The organism is Brevundimonas sp. NPDC055812 (genome assembly GCF_053616535.1).
The window spans coordinates 153,373-176,428 of the sequence record NZ_JBSHDX010000006.1 but is presented as its reverse complement, the minus strand read 5'-3'; the positions used below and the strand labels follow the sequence as shown (position 1 = coordinate 176,428).

At 69.0% G+C, this 23,056-nt stretch carries 23 protein-coding genes and 2 tRNA genes; 6 read left to right on the top strand and 19 right to left on the bottom strand.

Annotation, left to right across the window (positions count from 1 at the left end; translation table 11 throughout):
* The first annotated feature begins 122 nt into the window (after nt 1-122).
* Entirely contained in the window at nt 123-1,289 is a 1,167-nt protein-coding gene (locus ACWGL1_RS11820) for an N-acetyltransferase (protein WP_452112103.1), read from the top strand.
* A gap of 22 nt (nt 1,290-1,311) precedes the next feature.
* Here the strand turns inward: ACWGL1_RS11820 and mscL are convergent, their stop codons facing one another.
* The 5 genes from mscL to aroA form a co-directional block, all read right to left on the bottom strand.
* On the bottom strand, nt 1,312-1,722 hold the full coding sequence (mscL, locus tag ACWGL1_RS11815) for a large-conductance mechanosensitive channel protein MscL (RefSeq protein WP_087141720.1): 411 nt from the start codon (nt 1,720-1,722) through the stop codon (nt 1,312-1,314).
* Between the two features lie 26 nt (nt 1,723-1,748).
* Complete coding sequence (locus ACWGL1_RS11810) at nt 1,749-2,039, bottom strand: integration host factor subunit beta (protein ID WP_003165992.1); 291 nt, start codon at nt 2,037-2,039, stop codon at nt 1,749-1,751.
* 276 nt (nt 2,040-2,315) lie between these two features.
* Nucleotides 2,316-4,013 carry a 30S ribosomal protein S1 gene (rpsA, locus tag ACWGL1_RS11805; protein ID WP_291779584.1) on the bottom strand — a complete coding sequence of 566 codons (1,698 nt, stop codon included), beginning with the start codon at nt 4,011-4,013 and terminating at the stop codon, nt 2,316-2,318.
* Between the two features lie 182 nt (nt 4,014-4,195).
* Nucleotides 4,196-4,840 carry a (d)CMP kinase gene (cmk, locus tag ACWGL1_RS11800; RefSeq protein ID WP_452112102.1) on the bottom strand — a complete coding sequence of 215 codons (645 nt, stop codon included), beginning with the start codon at nt 4,838-4,840 and terminating at the stop codon, nt 4,196-4,198.
* Complete coding sequence (gene aroA / locus ACWGL1_RS11795; RefSeq protein ID WP_452112101.1) at nt 4,837-6,189, bottom strand: 3-phosphoshikimate 1-carboxyvinyltransferase; 1,353 nt, start codon at nt 6,187-6,189, stop codon at nt 4,837-4,839. Before aroA ends, cmk begins: the two co-directional genes overlap by 4 nt.
* Nucleotides 6,190-6,323: 134 nt before the next feature.
* Here aroA and ACWGL1_RS11790 point away from each other — a divergent pair, with 134 nt between their 5' ends.
* From ACWGL1_RS11790 to ACWGL1_RS11780, 3 genes are all read left to right on the top strand, one after another.
* Entirely contained in the window at nt 6,324-6,788 is a 465-nt protein-coding gene (locus tag ACWGL1_RS11790; RefSeq protein WP_291779575.1) for a TIGR02300 family protein, read from the top strand.
* Nucleotides 6,789-6,917: 129 nt separating this feature from the next.
* A tRNA-Ala gene (locus ACWGL1_RS11785) sits at nt 6,918-6,993 on the top strand.
* Between the two features lie 92 nt (nt 6,994-7,085).
* A tRNA-Ala gene (locus ACWGL1_RS11780) sits at nt 7,086-7,161 on the top strand.
* Between the two features lie 61 nt (nt 7,162-7,222).
* Here the strand turns inward: ACWGL1_RS11780 and ACWGL1_RS11775 are convergent.
* Both ACWGL1_RS11775 and trhO read right to left on the bottom strand, forming a co-directional pair.
* Nucleotides 7,223-8,839 (bottom strand): acyl-CoA dehydrogenase family protein, encoded by a 1,617-nt coding sequence (locus ACWGL1_RS11775; RefSeq protein WP_452112100.1) that lies wholly within the window; start codon nt 8,837-8,839, stop codon nt 7,223-7,225.
* A 173-nt stretch (nt 8,840-9,012) separates the two neighbouring features.
* Entirely contained in the window at nt 9,013-9,975 is a 963-nt protein-coding gene (gene trhO / locus ACWGL1_RS11770; RefSeq protein WP_452112099.1) for an oxygen-dependent tRNA uridine(34) hydroxylase TrhO, read from the bottom strand.
* 179 nt (nt 9,976-10,154) lie between these two features.
* On the opposite strand from trhO, the gene ACWGL1_RS11765 reads away from it, so the two are divergent.
* Entirely contained in the window at nt 10,155-11,846 is a 1,692-nt protein-coding gene (locus ACWGL1_RS11765) for an MFS transporter (protein WP_291779567.1), read from the top strand.
* A gap of 153 nt (nt 11,847-11,999) precedes the next feature.
* Entirely contained in the window at nt 12,000-13,280 is a 1,281-nt protein-coding gene (locus ACWGL1_RS11760) for a D-amino acid dehydrogenase (RefSeq protein ID WP_452112146.1), read from the top strand.
* Nucleotides 13,281-13,311: 31 nt separating this feature from the next.
* Here ACWGL1_RS11760 and ACWGL1_RS11755 read toward each other — a convergent pair whose 3' ends face one another.
* Genes ACWGL1_RS11755 through ACWGL1_RS11700 form a run of 12 tightly spaced genes read right to left on the bottom strand, consistent with a single transcriptional unit; the run spans nt 13,312 to nt 23,012 of the window.
* On the bottom strand, nt 13,312-13,752 hold the full coding sequence (locus tag ACWGL1_RS11755) for a chemotaxis protein CheE (protein WP_452112098.1): 441 nt from the start codon (nt 13,750-13,752) through the stop codon (nt 13,312-13,314).
* Nucleotides 13,753-13,760: 8 nt separating this feature from the next.
* A complete protein-coding gene (locus tag ACWGL1_RS11750; RefSeq protein ID WP_312219826.1) occupies nt 13,761-14,348 on the bottom strand; it encodes a response regulator in 588 nt (195 codons plus the stop codon).
* Nucleotides 14,349-14,352: 4 nt separating this feature from the next.
* Entirely contained in the window at nt 14,353-14,727 is a 375-nt protein-coding gene (locus tag ACWGL1_RS11745; RefSeq protein WP_452112097.1) for a hypothetical protein, read from the bottom strand.
* Complete coding sequence (locus ACWGL1_RS11740; RefSeq protein WP_291779550.1) at nt 14,727-15,269, bottom strand: chemotaxis protein CheD; 543 nt, start codon at nt 15,267-15,269, stop codon at nt 14,727-14,729. Before ACWGL1_RS11740 ends, ACWGL1_RS11745 begins: the two co-directional genes overlap by 1 nt.
* Nucleotides 15,266-15,655 (bottom strand): response regulator, encoded by a 390-nt coding sequence (locus tag ACWGL1_RS11735; protein WP_291779547.1) that lies wholly within the window; start codon nt 15,653-15,655, stop codon nt 15,266-15,268. The genes ACWGL1_RS11740 and ACWGL1_RS11735 overlap by 4 nt, the downstream gene beginning before the upstream one ends.
* Before the next feature lie 8 nt (nt 15,656-15,663).
* On the bottom strand, nt 15,664-16,701 hold the full coding sequence (locus ACWGL1_RS11730) for a protein-glutamate methylesterase/protein-glutamine glutaminase (RefSeq protein WP_452112096.1): 1,038 nt from the start codon (nt 16,699-16,701) through the stop codon (nt 15,664-15,666).
* Entirely contained in the window at nt 16,698-17,564 is an 867-nt protein-coding gene (locus ACWGL1_RS11725; RefSeq protein ID WP_452112095.1) for a CheR family methyltransferase, read from the bottom strand. The genes ACWGL1_RS11730 and ACWGL1_RS11725 overlap by 4 nt, the downstream gene beginning before the upstream one ends.
* On the bottom strand, nt 17,561-18,046 hold the full coding sequence (locus ACWGL1_RS11720) for a chemotaxis protein CheW (protein ID WP_291779539.1): 486 nt from the start codon (nt 18,044-18,046) through the stop codon (nt 17,561-17,563). The genes ACWGL1_RS11725 and ACWGL1_RS11720 overlap by 4 nt, the downstream gene beginning before the upstream one ends.
* Before the next feature lie 4 nt (nt 18,047-18,050).
* Nucleotides 18,051-20,351, bottom strand: coding sequence for a chemotaxis protein CheA (locus ACWGL1_RS11715; protein WP_452112094.1), 2,301 nt, complete (start codon nt 20,349-20,351; stop codon nt 18,051-18,053).
* A 17-nt stretch (nt 20,352-20,368) separates the two neighbouring features.
* Nucleotides 20,369-20,734: a response regulator gene (locus ACWGL1_RS11710; RefSeq protein ID WP_003169188.1), complete on the bottom strand. Its 366-nt coding sequence runs from the start codon at nt 20,732-20,734 to the stop codon at nt 20,369-20,371.
* Complete coding sequence (locus tag ACWGL1_RS11705; protein ID WP_452112093.1) at nt 20,731-21,012, bottom strand: STAS domain-containing protein; 282 nt, start codon at nt 21,010-21,012, stop codon at nt 20,731-20,733. The genes ACWGL1_RS11710 and ACWGL1_RS11705 overlap by 4 nt, the downstream gene beginning before the upstream one ends.
* Complete coding sequence (locus ACWGL1_RS11700) at nt 21,012-23,012, bottom strand: methyl-accepting chemotaxis protein (protein ID WP_452112092.1); 2,001 nt, start codon at nt 23,010-23,012, stop codon at nt 21,012-21,014. Before ACWGL1_RS11700 ends, ACWGL1_RS11705 begins: the two co-directional genes overlap by 1 nt.
* Nucleotides 23,013-23,056: the final 44 nt, after the last annotated feature.

The following is a 23,056-nucleotide window of genomic DNA, read 5'->3' as shown; positions in this document are numbered from 1 at the left end:
TAACGGCGAAATCCGGCCGTCAGGTCGTCGCACAACGGCCAAACAATTCTCGCTTTGGGTGTCGTTAGATCAATTTACACTTTTTACGTGAATGCTCCCTGAGTTTCCACAAGGAGCCGTTCATGCCGCTGCGCCCGCTGCATGCGTCAGACCTGGACGCCGTCAATCGGCTGCATCGCAGCGTCTGGTGGCCGGAACGATCGGCGGCGGGCTGGCGCTGGCTGACGGCCAATCCGGCCGCCTCGGAAATTGACGCCCCGCACGGCTGGGTGATCGACCACGGCAGAGGCGCGGAAGCCGTCGTGGGCAACTTCATCCAGCGGTTCTGGCTGAACGATCGCGCCCTGTTCGGCGCCACCGGCTACTCCATCGTGGTGCCTCCGGCGCAGAGAGGCCGCAGTCGCGCCCTGATCGACGCCTTCGTCAACCAGCCGGGCTGCTTCGCCCGATACACCTTGAACGCGAACGCCCGCTCAAGCCCCCTGTACCGGCGGCACGGCATGATCCCCTGGCCGCCCGAGGCCCATGCGGTGAAGCTGGCCTGGGTGATCGACCCCGTCGCCTGTCTCTATGGACGCGCCCTGCGCGGCGTGGTGGACCGGGCCCCGACGCTGGCGCGCCTGCTGGGCGAGCAGTTGTCTCCCCTGCCCCGCCTGCTTAACGGACGCGGCCTACGTCAGGCCGAGCGCCGCCTGTCCGCCAGCGTGACCCTCAGGCCAGACCTGTCCGAACGATCGGACTACGCCCGCTTCTGGCAGGCCCTGCGCGCCGAGGGGAGGCTGACGGCGGACCGCAGCCCGGCGATCATGCGATGGCGGCTGTCGGACCCCGATCTGACGGTGCCGCCGCTGACGCTGGCTTATAGAGACGAGGGACGCATCACGGGGTTCGCCGTCGCCATGCTGAACAAGCAGACGCCGCTGGAGCCGCCGACCCTGGAGATCATCGACTTGATCGCCCTGAAGAACGACGCCCGCGCGATCCAGGCGCTGTGCGAGAGCCTGCGTCGGCTGGCTCCGCCCCTGGGCGCAGCCAAGGTCAGGCTGCAGGTCGCGTCGTCGGAACTGCAGCGGGCCTTGGGACGGCAAGCCGACCGCGCACGGCGCGAAGGCGGCTGGGGCCACTGTCACGTCGCCTTCGACGCGGGGATGCAGGACGCCGGCTGGCGGCCCACCCCCTATGACGGCGACTATTCCTTCTGTCTGCGGCCGCTGCCCGCGCGGGCCAGCGCCGCCCTGCGGCTGGCGCCGTCGTCCGCACCTCGTCGCGCGATGGAGGCGCGGGCCTGAAACGGCGCTCGCAGACGGCCCCTTAGGGGCGCGCCTTCAATTCGTCGCGGATTTCAGCCAGCAGGGCTTCGGTCGGCGTCGGGCCGGCCGCTTCCGGCTCGGCCGGCTGTTCGCGGCGCATCTTGTTGATCGCCTTGACCGCCAGGAAGACCACGAAGGCCACGATCAGGAACTGGATCAGGGTGTTGATGAAGGCGCCGTACTGGATGGCCACCTTCTCGACCGCCTCAGTCGCCGGGTTCTCGGGCACCAGGACCCATTCCAGCTTGGAGAAGTCGACCTTGCCCAGCAGCAGGCCGATCGGCGGCATCACCACCTGATCCACCAGGCTGGTGACGATCTTGCCGAACGAAGCGCCGATGATGACGCCGACCGCCAGGTCGACGACGTTGCCGCGCGCGGCGAATTCCCGAAACTCGGTCAGCAGGCTCATGGGATCTTCAGTCTTTCGATTAGGGATCAGGCGTCGCCGGAAGCGTTCAGGCGCTCGCGCAGTTCCTTGCCGCTCTTGAAAAAGGGCACGGCCTTGGCCGGCACCTCGACCGTCTCGCCGGTGCGGGGATTGCGTCCCGTCCGCGCCGGGCGGCTGCGCACCGAGAAGGCGCCGAAGCCGCGAAGCTCGACCCGGCCGCCGTCCGAGAGGGTCTCGGTCATGCGGCCCAGGATCACGTTCACGACCCGCTCCACCTCCGCATGGGTGAGATGCAGGTTCTCAGCCGCCAGTTTCTCGATCAGTTCAGACTTGATCATTCAGGCCCCCGCCTTGGCTTCACCGTCCGGGACGACACCCTAACCGTCTGTCGCCACAGGAAGAAAGAGACAAAACGTATCGTCGCGAAGGTTTCTTGCTTTCGAGGCCGACAGGTTTCGTCCCGCCAGCGGCTCCGAAAGGGAGAAAAAGCCGATCTGCGCTGAGAGCGATTCCCAGAACGGCTCAGCCCGGCCGCCGCCCGCCGGCGCGCACGCTCCAAGAAAAAGGGCGGCCGGATCGCTCCGGCCGCCCCGTTTTCCCGTCGGGAAGGAAGCTTATTCCTTGCCCGCGTTCTTGAGCGCGGCGCCCAGGATGTCGCCCAGCGAGGCGCCCGAGTCCGACGACCCGAACTGTTCGATGGCTTCCTGTTCGTCCTTCATCTCGAGGGCCTTGATCGAGACCGAGACGCGGCGCGTAGCCTTGTCGACGGCGGTGATCATGGCGTCGACGCGGTCGCCCACGGCGAAGCGCTCGGTGCGCTGCTCGTTGCGGTCGCGCGACAGGTCCGACTTGCGCACGAAGGCCGTAACCGGCGCGTCGTCTTCACCGAACTTCACCTCGATGCCGCCGGTCTCGATCGCCGTCACGGTGACGGTGATCTGCTGGCCGCGCTTGTAGGTGTCGCCTTCCATCGGGTCGCCGCCGAGCTGCTTGACGCCCAGGGAGACGCGCTCCTTCTCGATGTCGACGTCCAGCACCTTGGCCTTGATGACCTCGCCCTTGCGGTAGCGCTGGATGGCTTCTTCGCCCGACACGTTCCAGTCCAGGTCCGAAAGGTGGACCATGCCGTCGATGTCGTTGTCCAGGCCGACGAACAGGCCGAACTCGGTGGCGTTCTTGACTTCGCCCTCGACGGTCGAACCGACCGGGTGAGCCTCCAGGAAGGCCTCCCACGGGTTGTTCTGAGCCTGCTTCAGGCCCAGCGAGATACGACGCTTGGCGCTGTCGACGTCCAGGACGATGACGTCCACTTCCTGCGAGGTGGAGACGATCTTGCCCGGGTGGACGTTCTTCTTGGTCCAGGACATTTCCGACACGTGGACCAGGCCTTCAACGCCCGGCTCCAGCTCCACGAAGGCGCCGTAGTCGGTGATGTTGGTGACGCGGCCGGTGTATTTGGCGTTGACCGGGTACTTGGCTTCGACGCCGTCCCACGGATCCGACTGCAGCTGCTTCATGCCGAGCGAGATGCGCTGGGTGTCCGGGTTGATCTTGACGATCTGGACCTTGACGGTGTCGCCGACGGCCAGGACCTGCGACGGATGCGAGACGCGCTTCCACGACATGTCGGTGACGTGCAGCAGGCCGTCGATGCCGCCCAGGTCGACGAACGCGCCGTAGTCGGTGATGTTCTTGACGACGCCTTCGCGGACTTCACCCTCTTGCAGCTGGCCGACCAGCTCCGTGCGCTGTTCGGCGCGGGCTTCTTCCAGGATGGCGCGACGCGAGACGACGATGTTGCCGCGCGGACGGTCCATCTTCAGGATGGCGAAGGGCTGTTCCTTGCCCATCAGCGGGCCGACGTCGCGGACCGGACGGATGTCGACCTGCGAGCCCGGCAGGAAGGCCGAGGCGCCGCCCAGGTCGACGGTGAAGCCGCCCTTGACGCGACCGACGATGGCGCCGTTGACCGGGTGGCCTTCGGCGAACACGGCTTCCAGACGGGTCCAGGCTTCTTCGCGGCGAGCCTTGTCGCGGCTGATGACGGCCTCGCCCATCGCGTTCTCGACGCGCTCCAGGTAGACCTCGACGTTGTCGCCGACCTTGGGCAGGACGGCGCCTTCGCCCTGGCCGAACTCGCGCATGGCGATGCGGCCTTCGGTCTTCAGACCGACGTCGATGATGACGATGTCTTTTTCAATGCCGACGACGCGGCCGTGAACGACCTGGCCTTCGCCGAGATCGCGGCCTTGCAGCTGTTCGTCGAGGAGCGCGGCGAAATCGTCGCGGGTGGGGTTGAGGGTTTCAGTCATGGAAACTCTTGAGGTTGATGAAGGCGAAACGCGCACGACCGAACGGACATGCGCGAATGGGGTGAAAAAGGGAAAGTCAGGTCGTCACGAGGCGAGGCGACGCACGCTCGAAAAGCGCGAAACAAAAGCCAGAACGCCCGCGGCCGTCGAGGAGATCGGAGCGTTGGATTCGCCCGGCGGGATCAGATCCCGGCCCTGGCTCGCGCCGCCTCGACGATACGGCGGGCCGCATCGAAGGCGGCTTCTATACCCAGATCGGTCGTATCCAGCAAGACGGCGTCGTCCGCCTGGACCATCGGGGCGTCGTCGCGGCCGGCGTCGCGAGCGTCGCGGCGACGGATATCCTCCAGCATGTCCTCGAAGGCGATGACCTCGCCGCGCGCGGTCAACTGTTTCCAGCGGCGCTCGGCGCGCACCTCTGGGCTGGCGGCGATATAGAGCTTGGCCGGAGCGTCCGGCGCGATCACCGTGCCGATGTCGCGCCCGTCCAGCACCGCTCCGCCCGCCTGGGCGGCGAAGTCCTGCTGCAGCTTCAGAAGGGCCGCGCGCACCCCCGGATGGCTGGCCACGCGGCTGGCCGCCTCGCCCGCGCCGCGATCGGTCAGGCGGGGATTGTCGCTCAGGCTCGCCAGATCCAGCGCCCGCGCGGCCTGCGCCGCCGCCTCGGCGTCGCCCAGGTCGCCGCCCGCATCCAGCACGGCCAGCCCCACGGCGCGATACAGCAGGCCGGTGTCCAGATACGGCAGGCCGTAATGAGCGGCCAGACGCGCGGCGATGGTGCCCTTGCCTGAAGCGGCGGGGCCGTCGACGGCGATGACGAGGTTCACGCCGCATCCCCTTGGACAATAGTCCCGCCCAGCCCGTTCATCATCTCCACGAAGCCGGGGAAGCTGGTGGCGATCATCTCGGGGTCGCGGACCGAGACGGGCTGTTCGGCGGCCAGGCCCAGCACCAGATGGCTCATGGCGATGCGGTGGTCATGGGCGGTGTCGACGGTCGCGCCGCCCTTCACCGGGCCGACCCCGACGGCGCCAGTGACGATGAAGCCCTCCGGCTCCTCCTGCACCTGAACGCCGCAGGCCGACAGGCCCGCGACCATCAGGGCGATGCGGTCGCTTTCCTTGACGCGCATCTCGCTGATGCCGCGCATGACGGTGCGGCCCTCGGCGAAGGCGGCCGTGGCGGCCAGGATCGGATATTCGTCGATCATCGAGGCGGCGCGGTCTTCGGGAACCACGACGCCCTTCAGCGCCGAATGACGCGCGGTGACGTCGCCGACCTCTTCGCCCCCGGCCATGCGGCGGTTGGCGATGGTCAGGTCCGCGCCCATGTCGAGCCAGGTCTGGAACAGGCCGGTGCGCAGGGGGTTGAGCATCACCCCCTCGACCGTCACCTCGGAGCCCGGAACCACCAGCGCCGCCGCCAGAGGGAAGGCCGCCGAGGACGGATCGCCCGGTACGGCGACGTGGGTTCCCTTGAGCTTCTGTCCGCCCGACAGGCGGATGCGCCAGCCGTCGCCCTCTTCGGTCACCTCGACCTCGGCGCCGAAGGCGCGCAGCATCCGCTCGGTGTGGTCGCGGCTCTTTTCCGGCTCGACCACGACGGTCTCGCCGTCCGCGTTCAGCCCGGCCAGCAGGATGGCCGACTTGATCTGGGCCGAGGCGACGCTCTGGACGAAGGTCACGCCCTTCAGCCCGCCCCCATGCAGAGTCAGCGGCACCCGGTCCTCGGCCGCGTTCCAGTCGAACCGCGCGCCCATGTCGGCCAGCGGCCCGGTGACCCGCTTCATCGGCCGCTTGCGCAGGGAGGCGTCGCCGTCGAACGTCGCCGTCAGCGCATAGCCCGCCGCCGCCCCCATCAGCAGGCGCACCCCCGTTCCGGCGTTGCCGCAGTCGATGACCGCCTCGGGCGAACGCAGGGCGCCGCGCCCCTCGACCCGCCAGCGCCCCTCGCCGATCCGCTCCACCCCAGCCCCGAACGCCTGCATGGCCCGGCCTGTGGCCAAGATGTCGTCGCCCTCCAGCAGACCCTCGATTTCGGTGACGCCCTCAGCCATGCCGCCGAAGATCAGGGCGCGGTGCGACATCGACTTGTCGCCCGGTGCGCGAACCACGCCCCGAAGGCCGGAATCGAGGCTGGAAACGCGGGACGCGGTGAAGGTCTGGGGAGTGCTCACCCTGATGCAGGCTCCGAATGTCAGGAAGGCCGCGCAGGCGCGGAAAAGAAGGCTTTTGACAGCGGCCCCCGCCGGTGGCAAGGGAGCCGCCCTATTTCCGATTTCTCCCTTAAACCCGCCGAAGGTCTAATCACGTGGCCAATCCCGAACTGGGCCAAAAGCAGGTCTGCCCGAACTGCCAGGCCAAATTCTACGATCTGAACCGTCGCCCGGCCCACTGCCCCAAGTGCGACACCGAGTTCGATCCGATGGAAGAAGCCGTCCGTAGCCGCCGTGCGCGGCGCGGCGCCGGCTTCGCCGCTGACGACGCGGAGGCCGAAGATCAGGTCGCCGACAAGTCGGTCGAGAGCGACGAGGACGAAGAGGACGCCGAAGGCTCCACCCCGGAAATCGACCAGGAAGGCCATGAGCCGATCCTGACGCCGGACGACGACGACGGCGAGCCGGGCGGCGACGACGCCGGCATGGGCTCGACCGACGGCGACGATGACGACGACGTCCTGGACGATGACGACGACGATTCCGTGCCCTTCATCGAGGACGAGGACGACGACGACCTCGACGAAGAGCTGGCCAAGCCGTCGCGTGACGACGACTAAGGCCCAAGAGTCGGAAAAATAAGCGGAAAAAAATGTGTCAGACCCGCTTGATCTTCAAAACGGCCTGACCTAGTTTCCGCGCCTCGCTGGGGGGCGACAGCTTCCCCGGCGGGACCGACCGAAAGGTTCGGGGCTATAGCTCAGTTGGTAGAGCGCTTGAATGGCATTCAAGAGGTCAGCGGTTCGACTCCGCTTAGCTCCACCATCGAAGGCCTCGCGGAACGCCCGCGGGGCCTTCGTCCTTTCCGGGCGCTTCAGCCTGACACGGTCGACGACATGACCAAGCCGATACGGCCTGGGGCTATAGCTCAGTTGGTAGAGCGCTTGAATGGCATTCAAGAGGTCAGCGGTTCGACTCCGCTTAGCTCCACCACCGAAGGCCTCGCGGAGCCCCCGCGAGGCCTTCGTCCTTTCCGGCGCCCTTTTCCCGAGTTTCAGGCGGGCATGGCCCGTTCCAGCACCGCCCGCTGATCCACCTCGACCTCATAGGCGCCATAGGCCATGCCGCGCGGGCGCAGACGAAGGGCGATGAAGGCTTCGGCCGAGGGGCTGTCCATCTCCAGCAGGGCCGCCGCCTGTGCCGCCAGCGCCAGCCGCTCGACCGCCAGCCGCGCCCCCGCCTCGTTCGCCGTCACGCCCAGCCCGGCGATGAAACGGTCGTAGTCGGCGGACTTCCCGGCCTGCGACCCCAGCCAGTCGCGCAGAGCCTCGACGGCCTCCGGCTCGCGCCCCGCCGCGCGCAGCACGTCCAGGGCGATGACATTGCCCGAGCCTTCCCAGATGGCGTTCAGCGGCGACTGGCGGAACAGGCGCGGCATCGGTCCCGTCTCGACATAGCCGGCGCCGCCCAGCGCCTCCATCGCCTCATAGATCAGGTTCGGCGCGCGCTTGCAGACCCAGTATTTAGCGACCGGCGTCAGCAGGCGTCCCACGGCGTCGTCCGTATCGAAGGTGGCCGCCAGCCGCATCGACAGGGCCGTCGCCGCCTCGCTCTCGACCGCCAGATCGGTCAGGACGGCGGCCATCATCGGCTGGTCGAGCAACCGTTTCTGGAAGGCGGTGCGGTGGGCGGCGTGCCACACGGCCTGCGCCAGCGCCCCGCGCATCTGCAGCGCCGAGCCCACCACGCAGTCCAGCCGCGTGTGCTGGACCATGCGGATGATGGTGGCGACGCCCCGCCCCTCCTCTCCCAACCGCTGGGCCAGCGCGCCGTGATATTCGACCTCGGACGAGGCGTTGGAGCGGTCGCCCATCTTGTCCTTCAGCCGCATGACGCGGAAGCCCGCATTGCGCGTCCCGTCCGGCAGCCAGCGCGGCAGGATGAAGCAGGTCAGCCCGCCCGGCGCATAGGCCAGCGTCAGGAAGGCGTCGCACATCGGCGCCGAACAGAACCACTTGTGCCCGGTCAGACTATACCAGCCGTCTTCGCCGACCGGCTCGGCGCGGGTGGTGTTGGCGCGCACGTCCGAGCCGCCCTGCTTCTCGGTCATGGCCATGCCCAGCGTCACGCCCGCCTTGTCCGCCGCCGGGCGCACGGCCGGGTCATAGCGGCCGGCCAGCACGCCCCTGATCCACGGCTCCCCCGCCGCCGGATCGGCCTGCAAGGCCGCGACCGAGGCGTAGGTCATGGTCATGGGGCAACTGGTCCCAGAATCCGCCTGCCCGGTCAGGAACAGGATGGCCGCGTGCAGCAGATGCCCGTTCGGCGTCCCGTCCCAGGCGCTGGCGGCGATCCCTGCGCCCAGCCCCAGATCCATCAGCTGATGATAGGCCGGATGAAAGGTCACCTCGTCGATCCGGCGGCCATAGCGGTCGTGGGTGTCCAGCACGGGCGTCACCCGATTGGCCTGCACGCCCCAGTCGATCACCTCGGCCGAGCCGCAGCGGCGGCCCAGATCGGTCAGCCGCTCGACATGCCCCGCCCCGCCCCAATGGCGCACGGCGTCGTGCAGCGCCCTGTCGCCCGCGAACAGGTCGACATCCTCCAGCGGCGGAACCTGATTGGACACCTCATGAGTGTCGAGGCGCTCGACGGGACGAAAGGCGGACATGGGCGGGCCTCCGTATTCAGCGAAGGAAGGAGGATGGCATGGGCGGGCGCCGTCCGCGACCCTCTCCGACGGGTCGGTCATCACCTACGCCCCATCCCCGCGACACATGCCGTCATCCTCGAGTCTGACCCGAAGATGACGGCAGAGAGTGAGAGGAGCGGAAGAAGCGCCTCTTAACCTTTCTGCGCCGCCCCCACATGCGCCACGCCTCGGGCGCGGGCGATCTCCATCTGCTTCTGGCGTTCGGCGTAACCCTCGCGCTGGGTCGCGTCGCGGTCGTCCCAGCAGCGGTCGCAGGACACGCCTTCGACATAACGCGCGGAGCGGCGCCCCTCGGGGCTGACCGGCATCCGGCAGCCCCGGCACAAGGCGTGCTCGCCCTCGACCAGCCCATGCCCCACGGCCACCCGCTCGTCGAAGACGAAGCATTCGCCGCGCCACAGGCTTTCCGGCTCCGGCACGGTCTCCAGATATTTCAGGATGCCGCCTTCGAGGTGATGCACGTCGCGCACCCCCTCGGCCTTCAGGAAGGCGGTGGCCTTTTCGCAGCGGATGCCGCCGGTGCAGTACATCGCCACCTTCGGCGGGGTCGGCCGGTCCAGCAGGGCGCGCCCCTCGGTGCGGAACCAGTCGGCGAACTCGCGGAAGGTGCGGGTGTTGGGCTGGACCGCGCCCGCAAAGGCGCCGATCTCGCCCTCATAGTCGTTGCGGGTGTCGATGACGACGGTGTCGGGGTCGGCGATCAGGGCGTTCCAGTCCTGGGGCGAGACGTAGGTCCCGACGCCCTCGACCGGGTCGATGTCGGGCTGGCCCATGGTGACGATCTCGGCCTTCACCCGCACCTTCATGCGGTGGAAGGGCATGGCCTGCGCCGTCGAATATTTCAGCTCCAGCCGCTCGAAGCCCGGCAGGACGCGCACCCCGTCGACGACGCGGGCGACGTCGGCTTCGGGGCCGGCGATGGTGCCGTTGATCCCCTCATGCGCCACCAGAAGCGTGCCGCGCACCTGCGTCCCGCACAGGTCCAGCAGATGCATCCGCAACGCCGCCGGATCGGCCACGGGCGCGAAACGATACAGGGCGGCCACGGTGAAGGGGGCCGAAGGCGACTGGGAGGGAACGGCTGGGACGGTCACGGCCTTCCTATAGCGTCCCGCCATCGCCCTCGCGACGCCAATAATCCGGAACCCAGAGTGACCGCTTCCTGCCTTGCTTCCCCCGCCGAAGCCGTGTGGATTGCCCGCATGATCGTCGTCGGTTCCCGTCTGCTGCGTATCGTTCACCCCCGTGTCGTCCATGCGAGGAGCCGCCCCGCATGAGTTCGACCGCCGACGCCGCTGCTTCTGGGCCGCCGTCCGTCCCGCCGGAGCGTCCCTCGGCCCTGGCGCCGCTGCGGCATCCGATCTTCCGGGCGGTGTGGATCACCAGCCTGGTCACCAATTTCGGCGGCCTGATCCAGTCGGTGGGCGCGGCGTGGATGATGACCTCCATCGCCTCAGCGCAGATGGTCGCCTTGGTGCAGGCGTCGATCACCCTGCCGATCATGTTGCTGTCGCTTGCGGCCGGGGCCCTGGCCGACACGGTGGACCGACGCAGGATCATGCTGGCGGCCCAGACCTTCATGCTGCTGGTCTCGGCGGGGCTGGCGGCCATGACCTGGATGGGCTGGATCACGCCGTGGGTGCTGCTGACCTTCACCTTTCTGATCGGCTGCGGCACGGCCTTCAACGGCCCGGCATGGCAGGCGTCAGTCGGCGACATGGTACCGCGCGAGGACCTGGCCGGAGCCGTGACCCTGAACTCCATGGGCTTCAACATGGCGCGCAGCGTCGGCCCGGCGCTGGGCGGCCTGATCGTGGCGGCGGCGGGCGCTGCGGCGGCCTTCGCCGTCAACGCCTTCAGCTATCTGGGCCTGCTGATCGTCCTGTTCCGCTGGAAGCCCGAGCGGCCCAAGCAGACCCTGCCGCGAGAGCGGCTGCTGGCGGCCATGGCCGGCGGGGTGCGCTACGCCTTCCTGTCGCCGCGCGTGACGGCGGTGCTGCTGCGCGCCCTGGTGTTCGGCGTCGGCGCCAGCGCGATCCAGGCCCTGATGCCCGTGGTCGCGCGCGAGAGCGGCGGCGGCCCTCTGGTCTTCGGCCTGCTGCTCGGGTCATTCGGCGTCGGCGCCGTGGGCGGCGCCCTGTTCGTCGGCCGACTTCGCGCGAAATATGAGACGGAGACCATCGTCCGCGTCGCCGCCCTGGCCTTTGCGGCGGCGGCCCTGGGCCTGGCCTATGCGCCCTGGCTGGTCGTGACGCTTCCGGCCCTGATGATCGCCGGAGCGGGCTGGGTGCTGGTGCTGTCCAGCTTCAACGTCACGGTGCAGATGTCGGTGCCCCGCTGGGTCGTGGCGCGAGCCTTGGCGCTGTATCAGATGGCGGCCTTCGGCGGCATGGCGGGCGGCAGCTGGCTGTGGGGCAGTCTGGCCCAGACCTATGGCGTCGAGACGGCGCTGGCCGTCTCGGCGGGCGTGCTGACGCTGTGCGTGCTGATCGGCCTCAGGGTCCCCCTGCCCTCGACCGCCAATTTGAACATGGACCTGCTGCGGCGCTGGACCGAGCCGCAGACCGCCCTGGCCATCGAGCCGCGCAGCGGGCCGGTGATCGTCTCCATCGCCTATCGCATCCGCGAGGAGGACATCGACGCCTTCCTGGCCCTGATGGACGAGCGGCGTCGCATCCGCCGCCGCGACGGCGCGCGTCAGTGGCGCCTGATGCGCGACCTGGCCGAACCCGAGATCTGGGTTGAGAAGTATCAGACGCCGACCTGGCTGGACTACATCCGCCACAACCAGCGCATCACCCACGCCGACGCCTCGATCAACGAGGGCATCCGCGCCCTGCACCAGGGGCCGGACAAGCCGGTCGTCCATCGCATGATCGAACGCACCACAGCGCCCCTGGCCGCCAATCTGCATGGCGATCGCCACTACGGCGAGCCTCTGACCGACCCGACCCGATCCTCCTAGGCCAAGCTTGTCGCGCCTGACCGATATAGCGAGCAAATAATCAACCGTGATCGGCCGAACACAGGCAGTCCTTATCAACGTCGTCGATATTGCGGCGCACACAAACTCCGACTTGCGCGACCGGCGCAAAATCTGGTCTAGGAGGCCACGCGTCTGGTTCGCGTAAGGTCAAGTCCTATGAAGATCGCAATCCTCGGCGCCGGCGTCATCGGCGTGACCACCGCCCACTACCTGGCCCGTCAGGGGCACGAGGTCACCGTCATCGACCGCCAGAGCGGTCCGGCGCTGGAGACCAGCTTCGCCAATGCGGGCGAGATCTCACCCGGCTACTCCTCGCCCTGGGCGGCGCCCGGCATCCCGGCCAAGGCGGTCAAGTGGCTGTTCATGCGTCACGCCCCGCTGATCCTGCATCCGCATCTGAACGTGGCGACCGTGCGCTGGCTGCTGGCCCTGCTGCGCAACTGCACCTCCAGCCGCTATGCGCTGAACAAGGCGCGGATGGTGCGTCTGGCCGAGTACAGCCAGGTGGTGCAGACGGCGCTGAACGAGGAGCTGGGCCTTCAGTACGACCACCGCACCCAGGGCACGCTGCAGCTGTTCCGCACCCAGAAACAGCTGGACGGCATCTACAAGGACACCGAGGTCCTGCGCGAAGGCGGCGTCCCGTTCGAGGTGCTGGACCAGGACGGCTGCATCCGCGCCGAGCCGGGCCTGAAGGCCACCCGCGACCTGTTCGTCGGTGGCCTGCGCCTGCCGCGCGACGAGACCGGCGACTGCTTCAAATTCACCAACGCCCTGGCCGACCACGCGACGACAACGCAGGGCGTGACCTTCCAGTACGGCACGACGATTCAGGCTCTGATCGCCGAGGGCGGCCGCATCACCGGGGTCAAGACCGACAAGGGCGTGGTGACGGCCGACGCCTATGTGCTGGCGCTGGGCTCCTACTCGCCGCAGATGGTCAAGCCGCTGGGCATGACCCTGCCGGTCTATCCGGTGAAGGGCTATTCGATCACCGCCCCGATCATCGACGAACCCGCCGCCCCCGTCTCGACCATCATGGATGAGAGCTACAAGGTGGCGATCACCCGCCTGGGCGACCGCATCCGCGTCGGCGGCATGGCCGAGATCTCGGGCTACAACAACATCCTGCCGGAACAGCGCCGCAACACGCTGGAGCATTCGGTCGGCTCGCTCTTCCCCGGCGCCGGCGACCTGAAGGCGGCCAGCTACTGGTCCGGCCTGCGTCCGATGACGCCAGACGGCACCCCGGTCATCGGCAAGACCGGGTTGGACAACCTGTTCCTGAACACCGGCCACGGCACGCTGGGCTGGACCATGGCCTGCGGCTCGGCCCGCGTCATCGCCGACCTGATCAGCGGCCGGACGCCGGACATCGAAACCGCCGACCTGGGCATCGCCAGATACGGCTAACGGCTTCCTTCTCCCACAAGGGGGGAAGGGCCTAGGCGCCCGTCTTCCCCGCGACGGCCTTGAGGCCCGCCAGCAGATGATCCGTCGCCGCATTGCGCTCGCAGCCCGCGTTGAGGATCAGCCGCAGCGCCTGGACGTGCACCTGAACCGGCGGCCACTCCCAGGCGTCGGCCGCCGCCATGCGGTCCGCCATGTCGGCCAGGCTGTAGCCCGCGTCGAACAAGGGCCCGGTCTCGAAGAACCCCCCCAGGTCCAGCACCCGCGTCGCCAGGCGATAGACCTCCCCCGCCGGCGCCTCCGGCTGCGCGACGCACAGCCCTTCCAGCCCCGCGACGGCGGCCTCGACCTCGACCATGACCTCGGCCTTGTGCCGGCCCAGGCGTTCGTTGGCGCGGCGCTCGACGTCGGCCAGGGTCCGGCCGCCCGGCCGGGCCATCTGTTGCGCCAGGGAGGTCTGGATCCTGGTGGTCACGGCCTCGGTCACAGGGACACCCTTTGCGGCTTCAGCAGCATGTCGATATCGGCCTGGTCCATATTGGCCTCTACGGCGTGGCCGACATGGGCCGACAGATCGCCCTTGCGGCGCCCCGCCATGCCCACGGGCGGGCCGAAGTTACGGACACGACGATCGGGCCCGACGTAGGTTTCGCATTCCACGAACTCGCGCTCGTCGGCCCCCAGCCACAGGATGCGCTTGAGCAGCACGGCGGGCGTCAGGGGCTTGGCGATGACGAAGCTGACGCCGCAGTCGCGGCCTTCCTGCACCTTGGACTGGGCGGCGTGGCCGGTCACCAGGATGACGGGGGTGTAGCGCAGGGGCGCGGGCGTCTCGCGTCGCAGCCAGCGGGTGAAGGCGTAGCCGTCCATCTCCGGGTCGCCGCAGTCGATGACGATCAGATCGACCGAACGCTGCTGCACGACCTTCACCGCCTCGACGGCCGAGGGGCATTTGATCTGCTCCTTGACGCCGAAGCCCTGGAAGATCGAGCTCAGCATGTCGAGCGCCTGCGGCGTGTCGTCCACCAGCAGGACCGTCGACTGCTCCAGATTGATGCGGTCCTCGCTCATGGGCTCAGAAGAGTTGCAGCACGCCCGAGGCCGGGACGCGTTCGTCTTCGGCGCTCTCCTCGGCGGGGGTCGCTCCCGGCCGGGCGCGGTGGGTGGTCTCCTGCATCCGCTCGGCCATCTCGGCCAGGGGCAGCGCCGCCAGGGCGGTATCCATCGGCTGGTCGTCGGCCACGGCCTGGGCCAGGCCGGCCAGGGCCTCGATACGCTGGGAGAGCACGTCGAAGGTCTGGCTGCGCGTCAGATACCCCAGCCGGGCCTCGGCCGGCAGCTGGCGCAGGACCTCGGACACCAGACCGCCCGCCGCCTCGATCTCGACGCGGATGTCCGCCAGCTCCGCCGCCATGGCGGCCAACAGGTCGCGATTGTCTGTCTCGGCCATCAGAACAGCTCCAGATCTCCGGTTGCGACGGGCGACGACGGGATCGCGGGCGGCAGGATCGCGCCGTCCGTCACCACGCGCTGACGCGCCCGACCGCTGACCGGCCAATAGTGTATGCGGCGCCCGCCCGCGCCTCTCAGACTGCGGCTGACGACGGGTATGCCTTCGTCGGCCAGGAATTTCTCGGCGAAGTCGGCGTTGGCGGCGCCCACGTCGCTGAGACTGTCGAACATGCGTCCGCCGCCGAACAGCTTGGCCTCCAGCCGCTCGCGGCGTCCGCCCGCCTTCAGCACGTCGTTGATCAGCACTTCCATCAGATAGGCGCCGTAGCGACGGCCGACGTCCGTTCCGGAGCCCGAGCCTTCGGGCAGAAGGAAGTGGTTCATGCCCCCGACTCCCGCCGCCGGATCACGCAGGCACAGGGCCACGCAGCTGCCCAGCACGGTGGTCAGCACCACGTCGGGATCGGACGACACGAAGTGATCGCCCTGCCCTACGTGCACGCGCCGCTCGACCGGCTCCTGAGCGGCCGCGCCGATCACGTCAGCGGGCCGAACACCGCTTCCAGCTTCTCTTTCAACTGGGCGGTAGTGAAGGGTTTGACCAGGTAGTTGTTCACGCCGAACTGCACGGCGCGCTGAACCAGCTCGCGATCGGCCCGACCGGTCAGCATGATGAAGGCCGTCTTGGACAGGGGCGGGTGCGCCCGGATGGCGCGCAGCAGGCTGAGGCCGTCCAGATTCGGCATGTTGAAGTCCGAGATCACCAGATGGACCGGTTGCGCCAGCAGGGACCGCAGGGCCGCCTCGCCGTCCGGCGCCTCCTCGATGTCGCGCATCCCGATCTGCTGCAGACTGGCGCGGACAAGAGAGCGCATCGTCAGCTGGTCGTCGACGACAAGGGTGCGAATGGCGGAAGCGGCGGGCATGAACGTCCTTACGCGACAGTCTGGGGCGCGGCCGAACGGGCGGCGCAGGATTCGAGAATGGCCGGGGCCATACGGGACAGGGGCAGCTGGCGCTCGACGGCGCCCAGTTCGAAGGCCGCGCGCGGCATCCCATAGACGACGCAGGACGCCTCGTCCTGGCCCAGGGTGCGGGCGCCGGCCTGGCGCATGGCCAGCAGGCCCCTGGCCCCGTCCTTGCCCATGCCGGTCAGGATGACGCCCGTCATCGGGCGGCCCAGTTGGGCGACCGAGCCGAACAACACGTCGACCGAGGGGCGATGGCCGTTGACCGGATCGGCGGCGACCAGGCGGCAACGCCCGCCCGACACGGCCAGATGAGCCTCGCCGCCCGGCGCGATGTAGACGTGGCCCGGCTTCAGCGGCGCGCCGTCCTCGGCCTCGCTGACCGTGGCGGCCGAGACCTTGTTCAGGCGAGCGGCGAAGCTCCTGGTGAAGCTGGCGGGCATGTGCTGGGTGACGACCGTCGCCGGACAGTCCGCCGGGAAGGCCGACAGGATGGTCAGCAGAGCCTCGACCCCGCCGGTGGACGAGCCGATCGCCAGCACATGGTCGGGGTCGGCGTGATAGGCGCCCTCGTGGCCCTTGACCGCGCGCTCCTCCAGCGGACGAACGCGAGACCGCGCGGCGATCTTCACCTTCTCGGCCAGGTCGCCGAAGGCCTCGGCGGCGGGCACGCCCGGCGCGGGCTTGGCCACGGCGTCGACGGCCCCGACCTCCAGCGCGGCCAGGGTCACGTCGGTCCCCGCCTGCGTCAGGGTCGAAACCATGACCACCGGCATGGGCCGCAGCCGCATGATCTTCTCCAGGAACTCCAGCCCGTTCATATTGGGCATCTCGACGTCCAGGGTGATGACGTCGGGGTTCAGCGCCTTGATCTTCGTGCGCGCCTCCAGCGGATCGGCGGCCGTGCCGACCACGTTGATCTCCGGATCGCGGCGCAGGACGGCGCTGATCAGGCTGCGCATGGTGGCGCTGTCGTCCACCACCAGGACCGTGACCGCGCTCATGCCCCCGCTCCCTTGACGTAGGTGGTCAGGCCGGCGGGCTGCAGCACATGGGCCGCCGGGCCCGTCACCCGCTCGGAATGGCCGATGTAGAGGACGCCGCCGGGGTTCAGGATCGGCGTGAACCGGCCCCAGACCCGCTCCTGGGTCGCGTCGTCGAAATAGATGACCACGTTGCGGCAGAAGATGACGTCGAAGCGGCCGCGCATCGGCCAGTCGCCGATCAGGTTCAGCTCCTTGAAGGTCACCAGCCGCCGCAGCGTCGCATCGGCGCTGAACCGGCCCGGCGCGCCCGCGACCGGCTCGAAACGCCTGCGCGACGCCGCCGGGACCGGGGCCAGCAGGTCGTCGGAATAGACGCCCGCCGCACCCTCGGCGACCATGTTGGGGTCGATGTCGGTGGCCAGGATGCGCACGTCCAGTTCGGCCGCTTCCGGCAGGACGTCCAGCACCGTCATCGCCATCGAATAGGGCTCCTGTCCGTTCGAACAGGCGGCGGACCAGAGGCGCACCCGCCCGCCCGCGCGCGCCTTCGCCGCCAGTTCCGGCATCACCTTGTCGCGCAGATGATCGAAGTGGTGCGGCTCGCGGTAGAAGCGGGTGACGTTGGTGGTCAGGGCCGCCATCATCGCCTGGCGCTCGTCCACGCCCTCCGCGCCGTCGATCAGGGCGCAGTAGTCGCGGAAGCTGCGCAGCCCCAGCACGCGCAGCCGCTTGGCCAGGCGCGAATAGACCAGCGCCGCCTTGCCCTCGCTGAGGGCGATCCCCGCGTGGGCGTGCAGGGTGTGGGCGATGTGGCGGAAATCCTCGGCCGTGAAGACGAACTCGCCTTCGACCAGGGCTTCCCGCCCGGCGACGGTCGTCATGCCGCTTCGGCCTCGCTTTCCGGCAGGACGTGGTCCAGGTCGATCAGGCTGATCATGCGGCCGCCCTCGACGGCGAAGATGCCCTTCACGAAGGACTTCACCTGGTCGCTGGCCACGTCGGGCGTCGGCTGGATGGCCGCGTCCGACAGTTGCACGATGTCCGACACCGCATCGACCAGCAGGCCGACCAGGCGCGAGCCGACATGGGCCACCATGATGACGTGACGCTCGGTCGGCTCGGTCGTGGCCAGGCCGAAACGCGCGCCCAGGTCGATGATCGGCAGCACCACGCCGCGCAGATTTATGACGCCCTTCATATAGGCGGGCGAGCGCGGCAGCGGCGTGGCCGGGGTCCAGCCGCGGATCTCGCGCACGCTCATGATGTCGACGCAGAATTCCTGTTCGCCGATGCGGAAGGCGATCAGTTCGCGGTCGGTCCCGGCGACGTTCGGGGTCAGGGTCTGGTGTTCAGTCGGGGTCATGGTCTCAGCTCGCCATTTGCAGGTCGGAACGCGACGGGGTTCGGGAACGCTTGGCGGTCACTAGGGCGTCGATGTCGAGGATCAGGGCCACGCGGCCGTCGCCCAGGATGGTGGCGGCGGCCACGCCCTCGACGTGGCGGTAGTGGGTTTCCAGGCTCTTGATGACGACCTGGCGCTGGCCGTGGATGGCGTCGACCAGCAGGGCCGCGCGCTGGCGGCTTTCGGTCTCGACGATCATCACCACCCCGCCCTTCAGCTCGGTCGGGGCGTCGCGGAAGCCCATGACCAGGCCGACGTCCACCAGCGGCACGAAGGCCTCGCGGAAGCGCAGCACGGGATCGACGCCGCCGACGTAGTGAATGTCGGCCGCGTTCGGCGTCAGGCTCTCGACGATGGCGGCCAGGGGCGCGACCAGGGTCTGTTCGGCGGCCCCGACCACCATGCCGTCCAGCACCGCCAGCGTCAGCGGCAGGCTGAGGGTGAAAGTCGAGCCCTTGCCGGGAACCGAGCTGATGGAGATGCGCCCGCCCAGCGACTGAATCGAGCGGCGCACCACGTCCATGCCGACGCCCCGGCCCGACAGGTCGGACACCTCGGTCGCGGTCGAGAAGCCGGGCAGGAAGATCAGGTTGTCGATCTCGTCGTCCGACAGCACCGCATCCTCGGCGATCAGGCCGCGCTCGACGGCGATGCCCTTCACGCGCGGACGGTTGATGCCCTTGCCGTCGTCGGCGATCTCGATGACGATCCGGCCCGAGCGGTGCAGGGCCGCCAGACGCACCGTGCCCTCGGCCGGCTTGCCCGCCGCCAGACGGTCCTCGGGGCTTTCCAGCCCGTGGTCGATGGCGTTGCGCAGCATGTGGGTGATCGGCTCGGCCAGGCGTTCGACCACGGTCTTGTCGACCTCGGTGTCCTCGCCGGACGTGACCAGCTTGACCTTCTTGCCCGTGGCCTCGGCGGCCTCGCGCACCAGGCGCGGCATCCGCTGGAACACAGACTTCACCGGCTGGGCGCGGATGGCCATGACGCTGTCCTGAATCTCGCGCGTCAGCAGTTCGAGGTCTTCCAGACCCAGGCCGATGTCGGACGAACGAGCCAGGCCGCTTTCGGTCACGCGCTGGGCCAGCATGGCCTGCTGGATGACCAGTTCGCCGACCGCATTGATCAGGCGGTCCACGCGCTCCAGATCGACGCGGATGGTCACCGGCGCCGCAGCGGCGGGGGCGGCCGCCTGCGCGGGAGCCGGTGCGGCCGGCGCGGGCGCTGGCTTGACCGGCGGCGGCGCGACAGGTTCGACCGCAGGCGTCACGGCGACGGGCGCGGGCGCCTCCGTCGGCGCGGCGCCGACCGAGGCCAGCAGGGCGGCGATGTCCAGTTCCGACGATGCCGCGAGAGCCAGAGCCGAGGCGTCGTCGCCGAGGTCATGGGCGACCTCTTCGACCGCGACGGGCGCAGTCTTAACCGAAGCCGCATCGCCCAGCGGCATGATGCTCAGGTCGCAGTCCATCTCCACGAAGTCGAAGACCTCGCGCACCTCGTCCTCGCTGGCGTCGCCCTCCAGTTCGATGGTCCAGATCAGGTGGCTGTCGGTCGGCTCCAGCGCGTCCAGCAACGGCACGCCGCTGTCGTCCATCTGCACCCGCATCGGGCCCAGTCGGCCCAGTTCGCGCAGCAGAAGCCCGGTCTCATTGGCGCTGGCGTAGAGGCGCGGATGGGGACGGAAAACGATCTTCCAGCCGCCTGCAGCGGCAAGGGCCGACAGGTCAGGCAAGGGCGCCAAAGCCGCCAGATCGGGCAACGGCGGCAGGTCGGGCAGACCCGCCGGGGCGTCGAACGCCCCCAGGTCCATGGCGACGGGCGTGAAGCCGAAGTCGTCCTCTTCCGGCTCGGCCGCCGCGACCGGCGCGGCCCCGCCATAGGTCAGGGTCTCCAGCTCGGCGACCAGACCGGCCGAACGCGCCGGGTCGACGGCGGCGCCCGCGCCGCGCGCGGCGGCGACGTGATCGGCCAGCACGTCCGAGGCGCGCAGCAGCGTCTTCACCGTCAGCTCGTCGCACGGCTTCCGGCCCGAGCGCAGCTCGTCCATCAGCGTTTCGAAGACGTGGGCGAAGCGCACCAGGTCCTCCAGCCCGAAGGCCCCCGCCCCGCCCTTCACCGAATGGACGGCGCGGAACACGGCGTTGATGACCTCGATGTCCGTCGAGCCGGACTCCAGCGTCAGCAGATTGCCTTCCAGATCGGCGAGCAGCTCCTCGCACTCCTGGAAGAAGGTCGCCTTGATCGCCTCGAACGGATCGTCGCTCATCGCCCCGTCTCTCTCGCCTAGGCCGCCACGCGGCGCACGGCGTCGACCAGGCGCACGGGGTCGAACGGCTTGACGATCCAGCCGGTGGCCCCGGCCTCACGCGCGCGCTGCTTCTTGGCGGCGTCGCTTTCGGTCGTCAGGACCAGCACGGGAACGGCGCTGAACGCCGGGTCCGCCCGCATCCCCTCGATGAAGCCGAAGCCGTCCATGCGCGGCATGTTGATGTCGGTGATGACGATGTCGGGGCTTTCGGCCTGAAGCACCTCCAGGCCGTGGACGCCGTCCTCGGCCTGGACCACGCGATAGCCCGCGTCCTTGAGCGCCAGCATCAGCATGTCGCGCATGGTGCGCGAGTCGTCGACGGTCAGAACGGTCTTGGTCATTGAATTTCGTCCTGTGCGGAAAGATCGGAAGGCGAGGCGCCGAAGGCGCTCCATTGGGTCGTCAGCGCCTCGGAGGCATTGATGAAGGTCAAGGCCTGGCCGTCGGCGCGCCAGGTGCGGATCGCCGACAACAGCAGTTGCAGGCACAGCCCGCCCAGGCGCTCGACGGCCGAACCGTCCAGCATCAGTGCCTGACCGCGCGCCGCCATCAGCTCGCCCTTCAGCGGCTCGGCCGCGCGCAGGTCCAGAACCGGGGCCAGAACGACCACAGCCGTCATCAGAACTCCTCCCAACCGTCTTCGATGGCTTCAGGCTTCAGGGCGGCGCCGCCGCGTCCTATGGTCTTCAAGGCGGCGACCGTTTCGGCCACCGGCTGCGGCGTGCGGGCCGGCGCAGCGTCCGCAGCGACCGGCGCCGGCTGGGCCCTGAACGCCGGCTGGGCTTGAGACGCGGGCGCTGAAACACGCGCCGGAGTCGCGCCCACACTCGCATCCTGGGCCACCTTGAAGCGGGCCACCGAGGCGGCCAGGACGTCGGCTTCCTGGGCCAGCGAATGGCTGGCGGCGGTCGATTCCTCGACCATCGCAGCATTCTGTTGCGTGACCTGATCCATCTGGTTCACGGCCGTGTTGACCTGTTGCAGGCCGGTCGCCTGCTCCTGGGCCGAGGCCGAGATTTCCGACATCAGCCCGTCGATCTCGGCCACCCCGGCGACGATGCGGCCCAGGGCCTCGCCCGTCTGGCCGACCAGGCTGACGCCCTGCTCCACCTGACGCCCCGAGGCGGTGATCAGGGTCTTGATCTCCTTGGCGGCCTCGGCCGAGCGCTGGGCCAGGGCTCGCACTTCGGAGGCGACCACGGCGAAGCCGCGACCGGCGTCGCCCGCGCGCGCCGCCTCGACGCCCGCATTCAGCGCCAGCAGATTGGTCTGGAAGGCGATCTCGTCGATCACGCCGATGATGGCGCCGATCTGGTTGGACGACTGTTCGATGGCGGTCATGGCGGCGACGGCGTCGCTGACCACGGCGCCCGAGGCCTCGGCCTCGTTGCGAGCGGTCTGCACGACGTGCGACGCCTGACGCGCGCCGTCGGCCGTCTTGTTCACCGTGGCGGTGATCTCATCCAGGGCGGCGGCGGTCTCTTCGAGGCTGGCGGCCTGTTGCTCGGTGCGGCGGGACAGATCGTCGGAGGCCTGGCTGATCTCGCCAGAGCCCGACCGGATCGCGGCGACATTGGAAATCACGGCCGCCACCGCCTGCTCCAGCTGCGAGATGGCGGCGTTGAAGTCCGTCTTCATCTGCTCCGAACGCAGCGCCACCTGGGCAGTCATGCGATGGGTCAGATCGCCGCTGGCCATGGCCTGCAGCCCCTCGGCCAGGGCCGTCACGGCGACGCGGTCTTCTTCGGCGGTCTTGGCCTTCTCGGCCTCGACCCGGACGCGCTCGTCCTCGGCCGCCTGGCGCTGCGCGGCGGCCTCGGCCTCCAGACGATCCTTGGCGATCGCGGCGTCCTTGAAGGTCTGCACGGCGGCGGCCATCTGGCCGACCTCGTCCTTGCGGCCGGCGGCCGGCACGGCCACCGAGGTGTCGCCCGACGCCAGACGGCGCATGGCCGACGTCATCGCCGTCAGCGGCCTGGCCAGGACGTTGGTCAGCATCACGGCCATGCCGCCGGCCAGGGCCAGGGCCAGGACCAGGCCGCCGATCAGGATCATCCGCGCCGTCTTGGCCGTCGAAACCTGGACTTCGCCGTAAACGCGGCTTTCCTGCGCCTTCTTGTCCACCAAGGCGTTCAGGGTGGTCTCGACCGGGTCGATGAATTTGTCCGCTTCGCCGTTGCGGCCGACCATGGCGATGGCCCGCATCCAGCCGGCCTGATCCGTGACCAGGGCCTGGCCGCGCTGAACCACCTGCTTGTGCCATTCGTCGGCGGCGGCTCGCGCGGTCCGCACCTGGGGCGCGCTGGTCCTGTCGAGCTGGGTCACGCGATCCAGGCTCTTGTTGAAGCTCTGGCGATGCTCTTCCAGTCGCTGGAGATAATAGGCGTCACGCGACACGAGGAAGCCGCGATAGCTCGCCTCCTGGCGCGCCAGATAGAATTGCGCGGTCTCGGCCTCGCGCTGCACGGCGGAGGCGCGAACCCGGTCCAGGCGGGCGCCTTCCAGAGCATTGATCTGGAGGAAGACCATCACGCCCATGGCGACGATGGCCAGAATGACGACCGCAAAGGCCGCCATCAGTTTCTTTTCGATCTTCAGGTCGCTCAACATGGCGTCCATCTAACTCTTCCCCCGTGAAGATTCTCTTGAGAGCCGAATCGGCT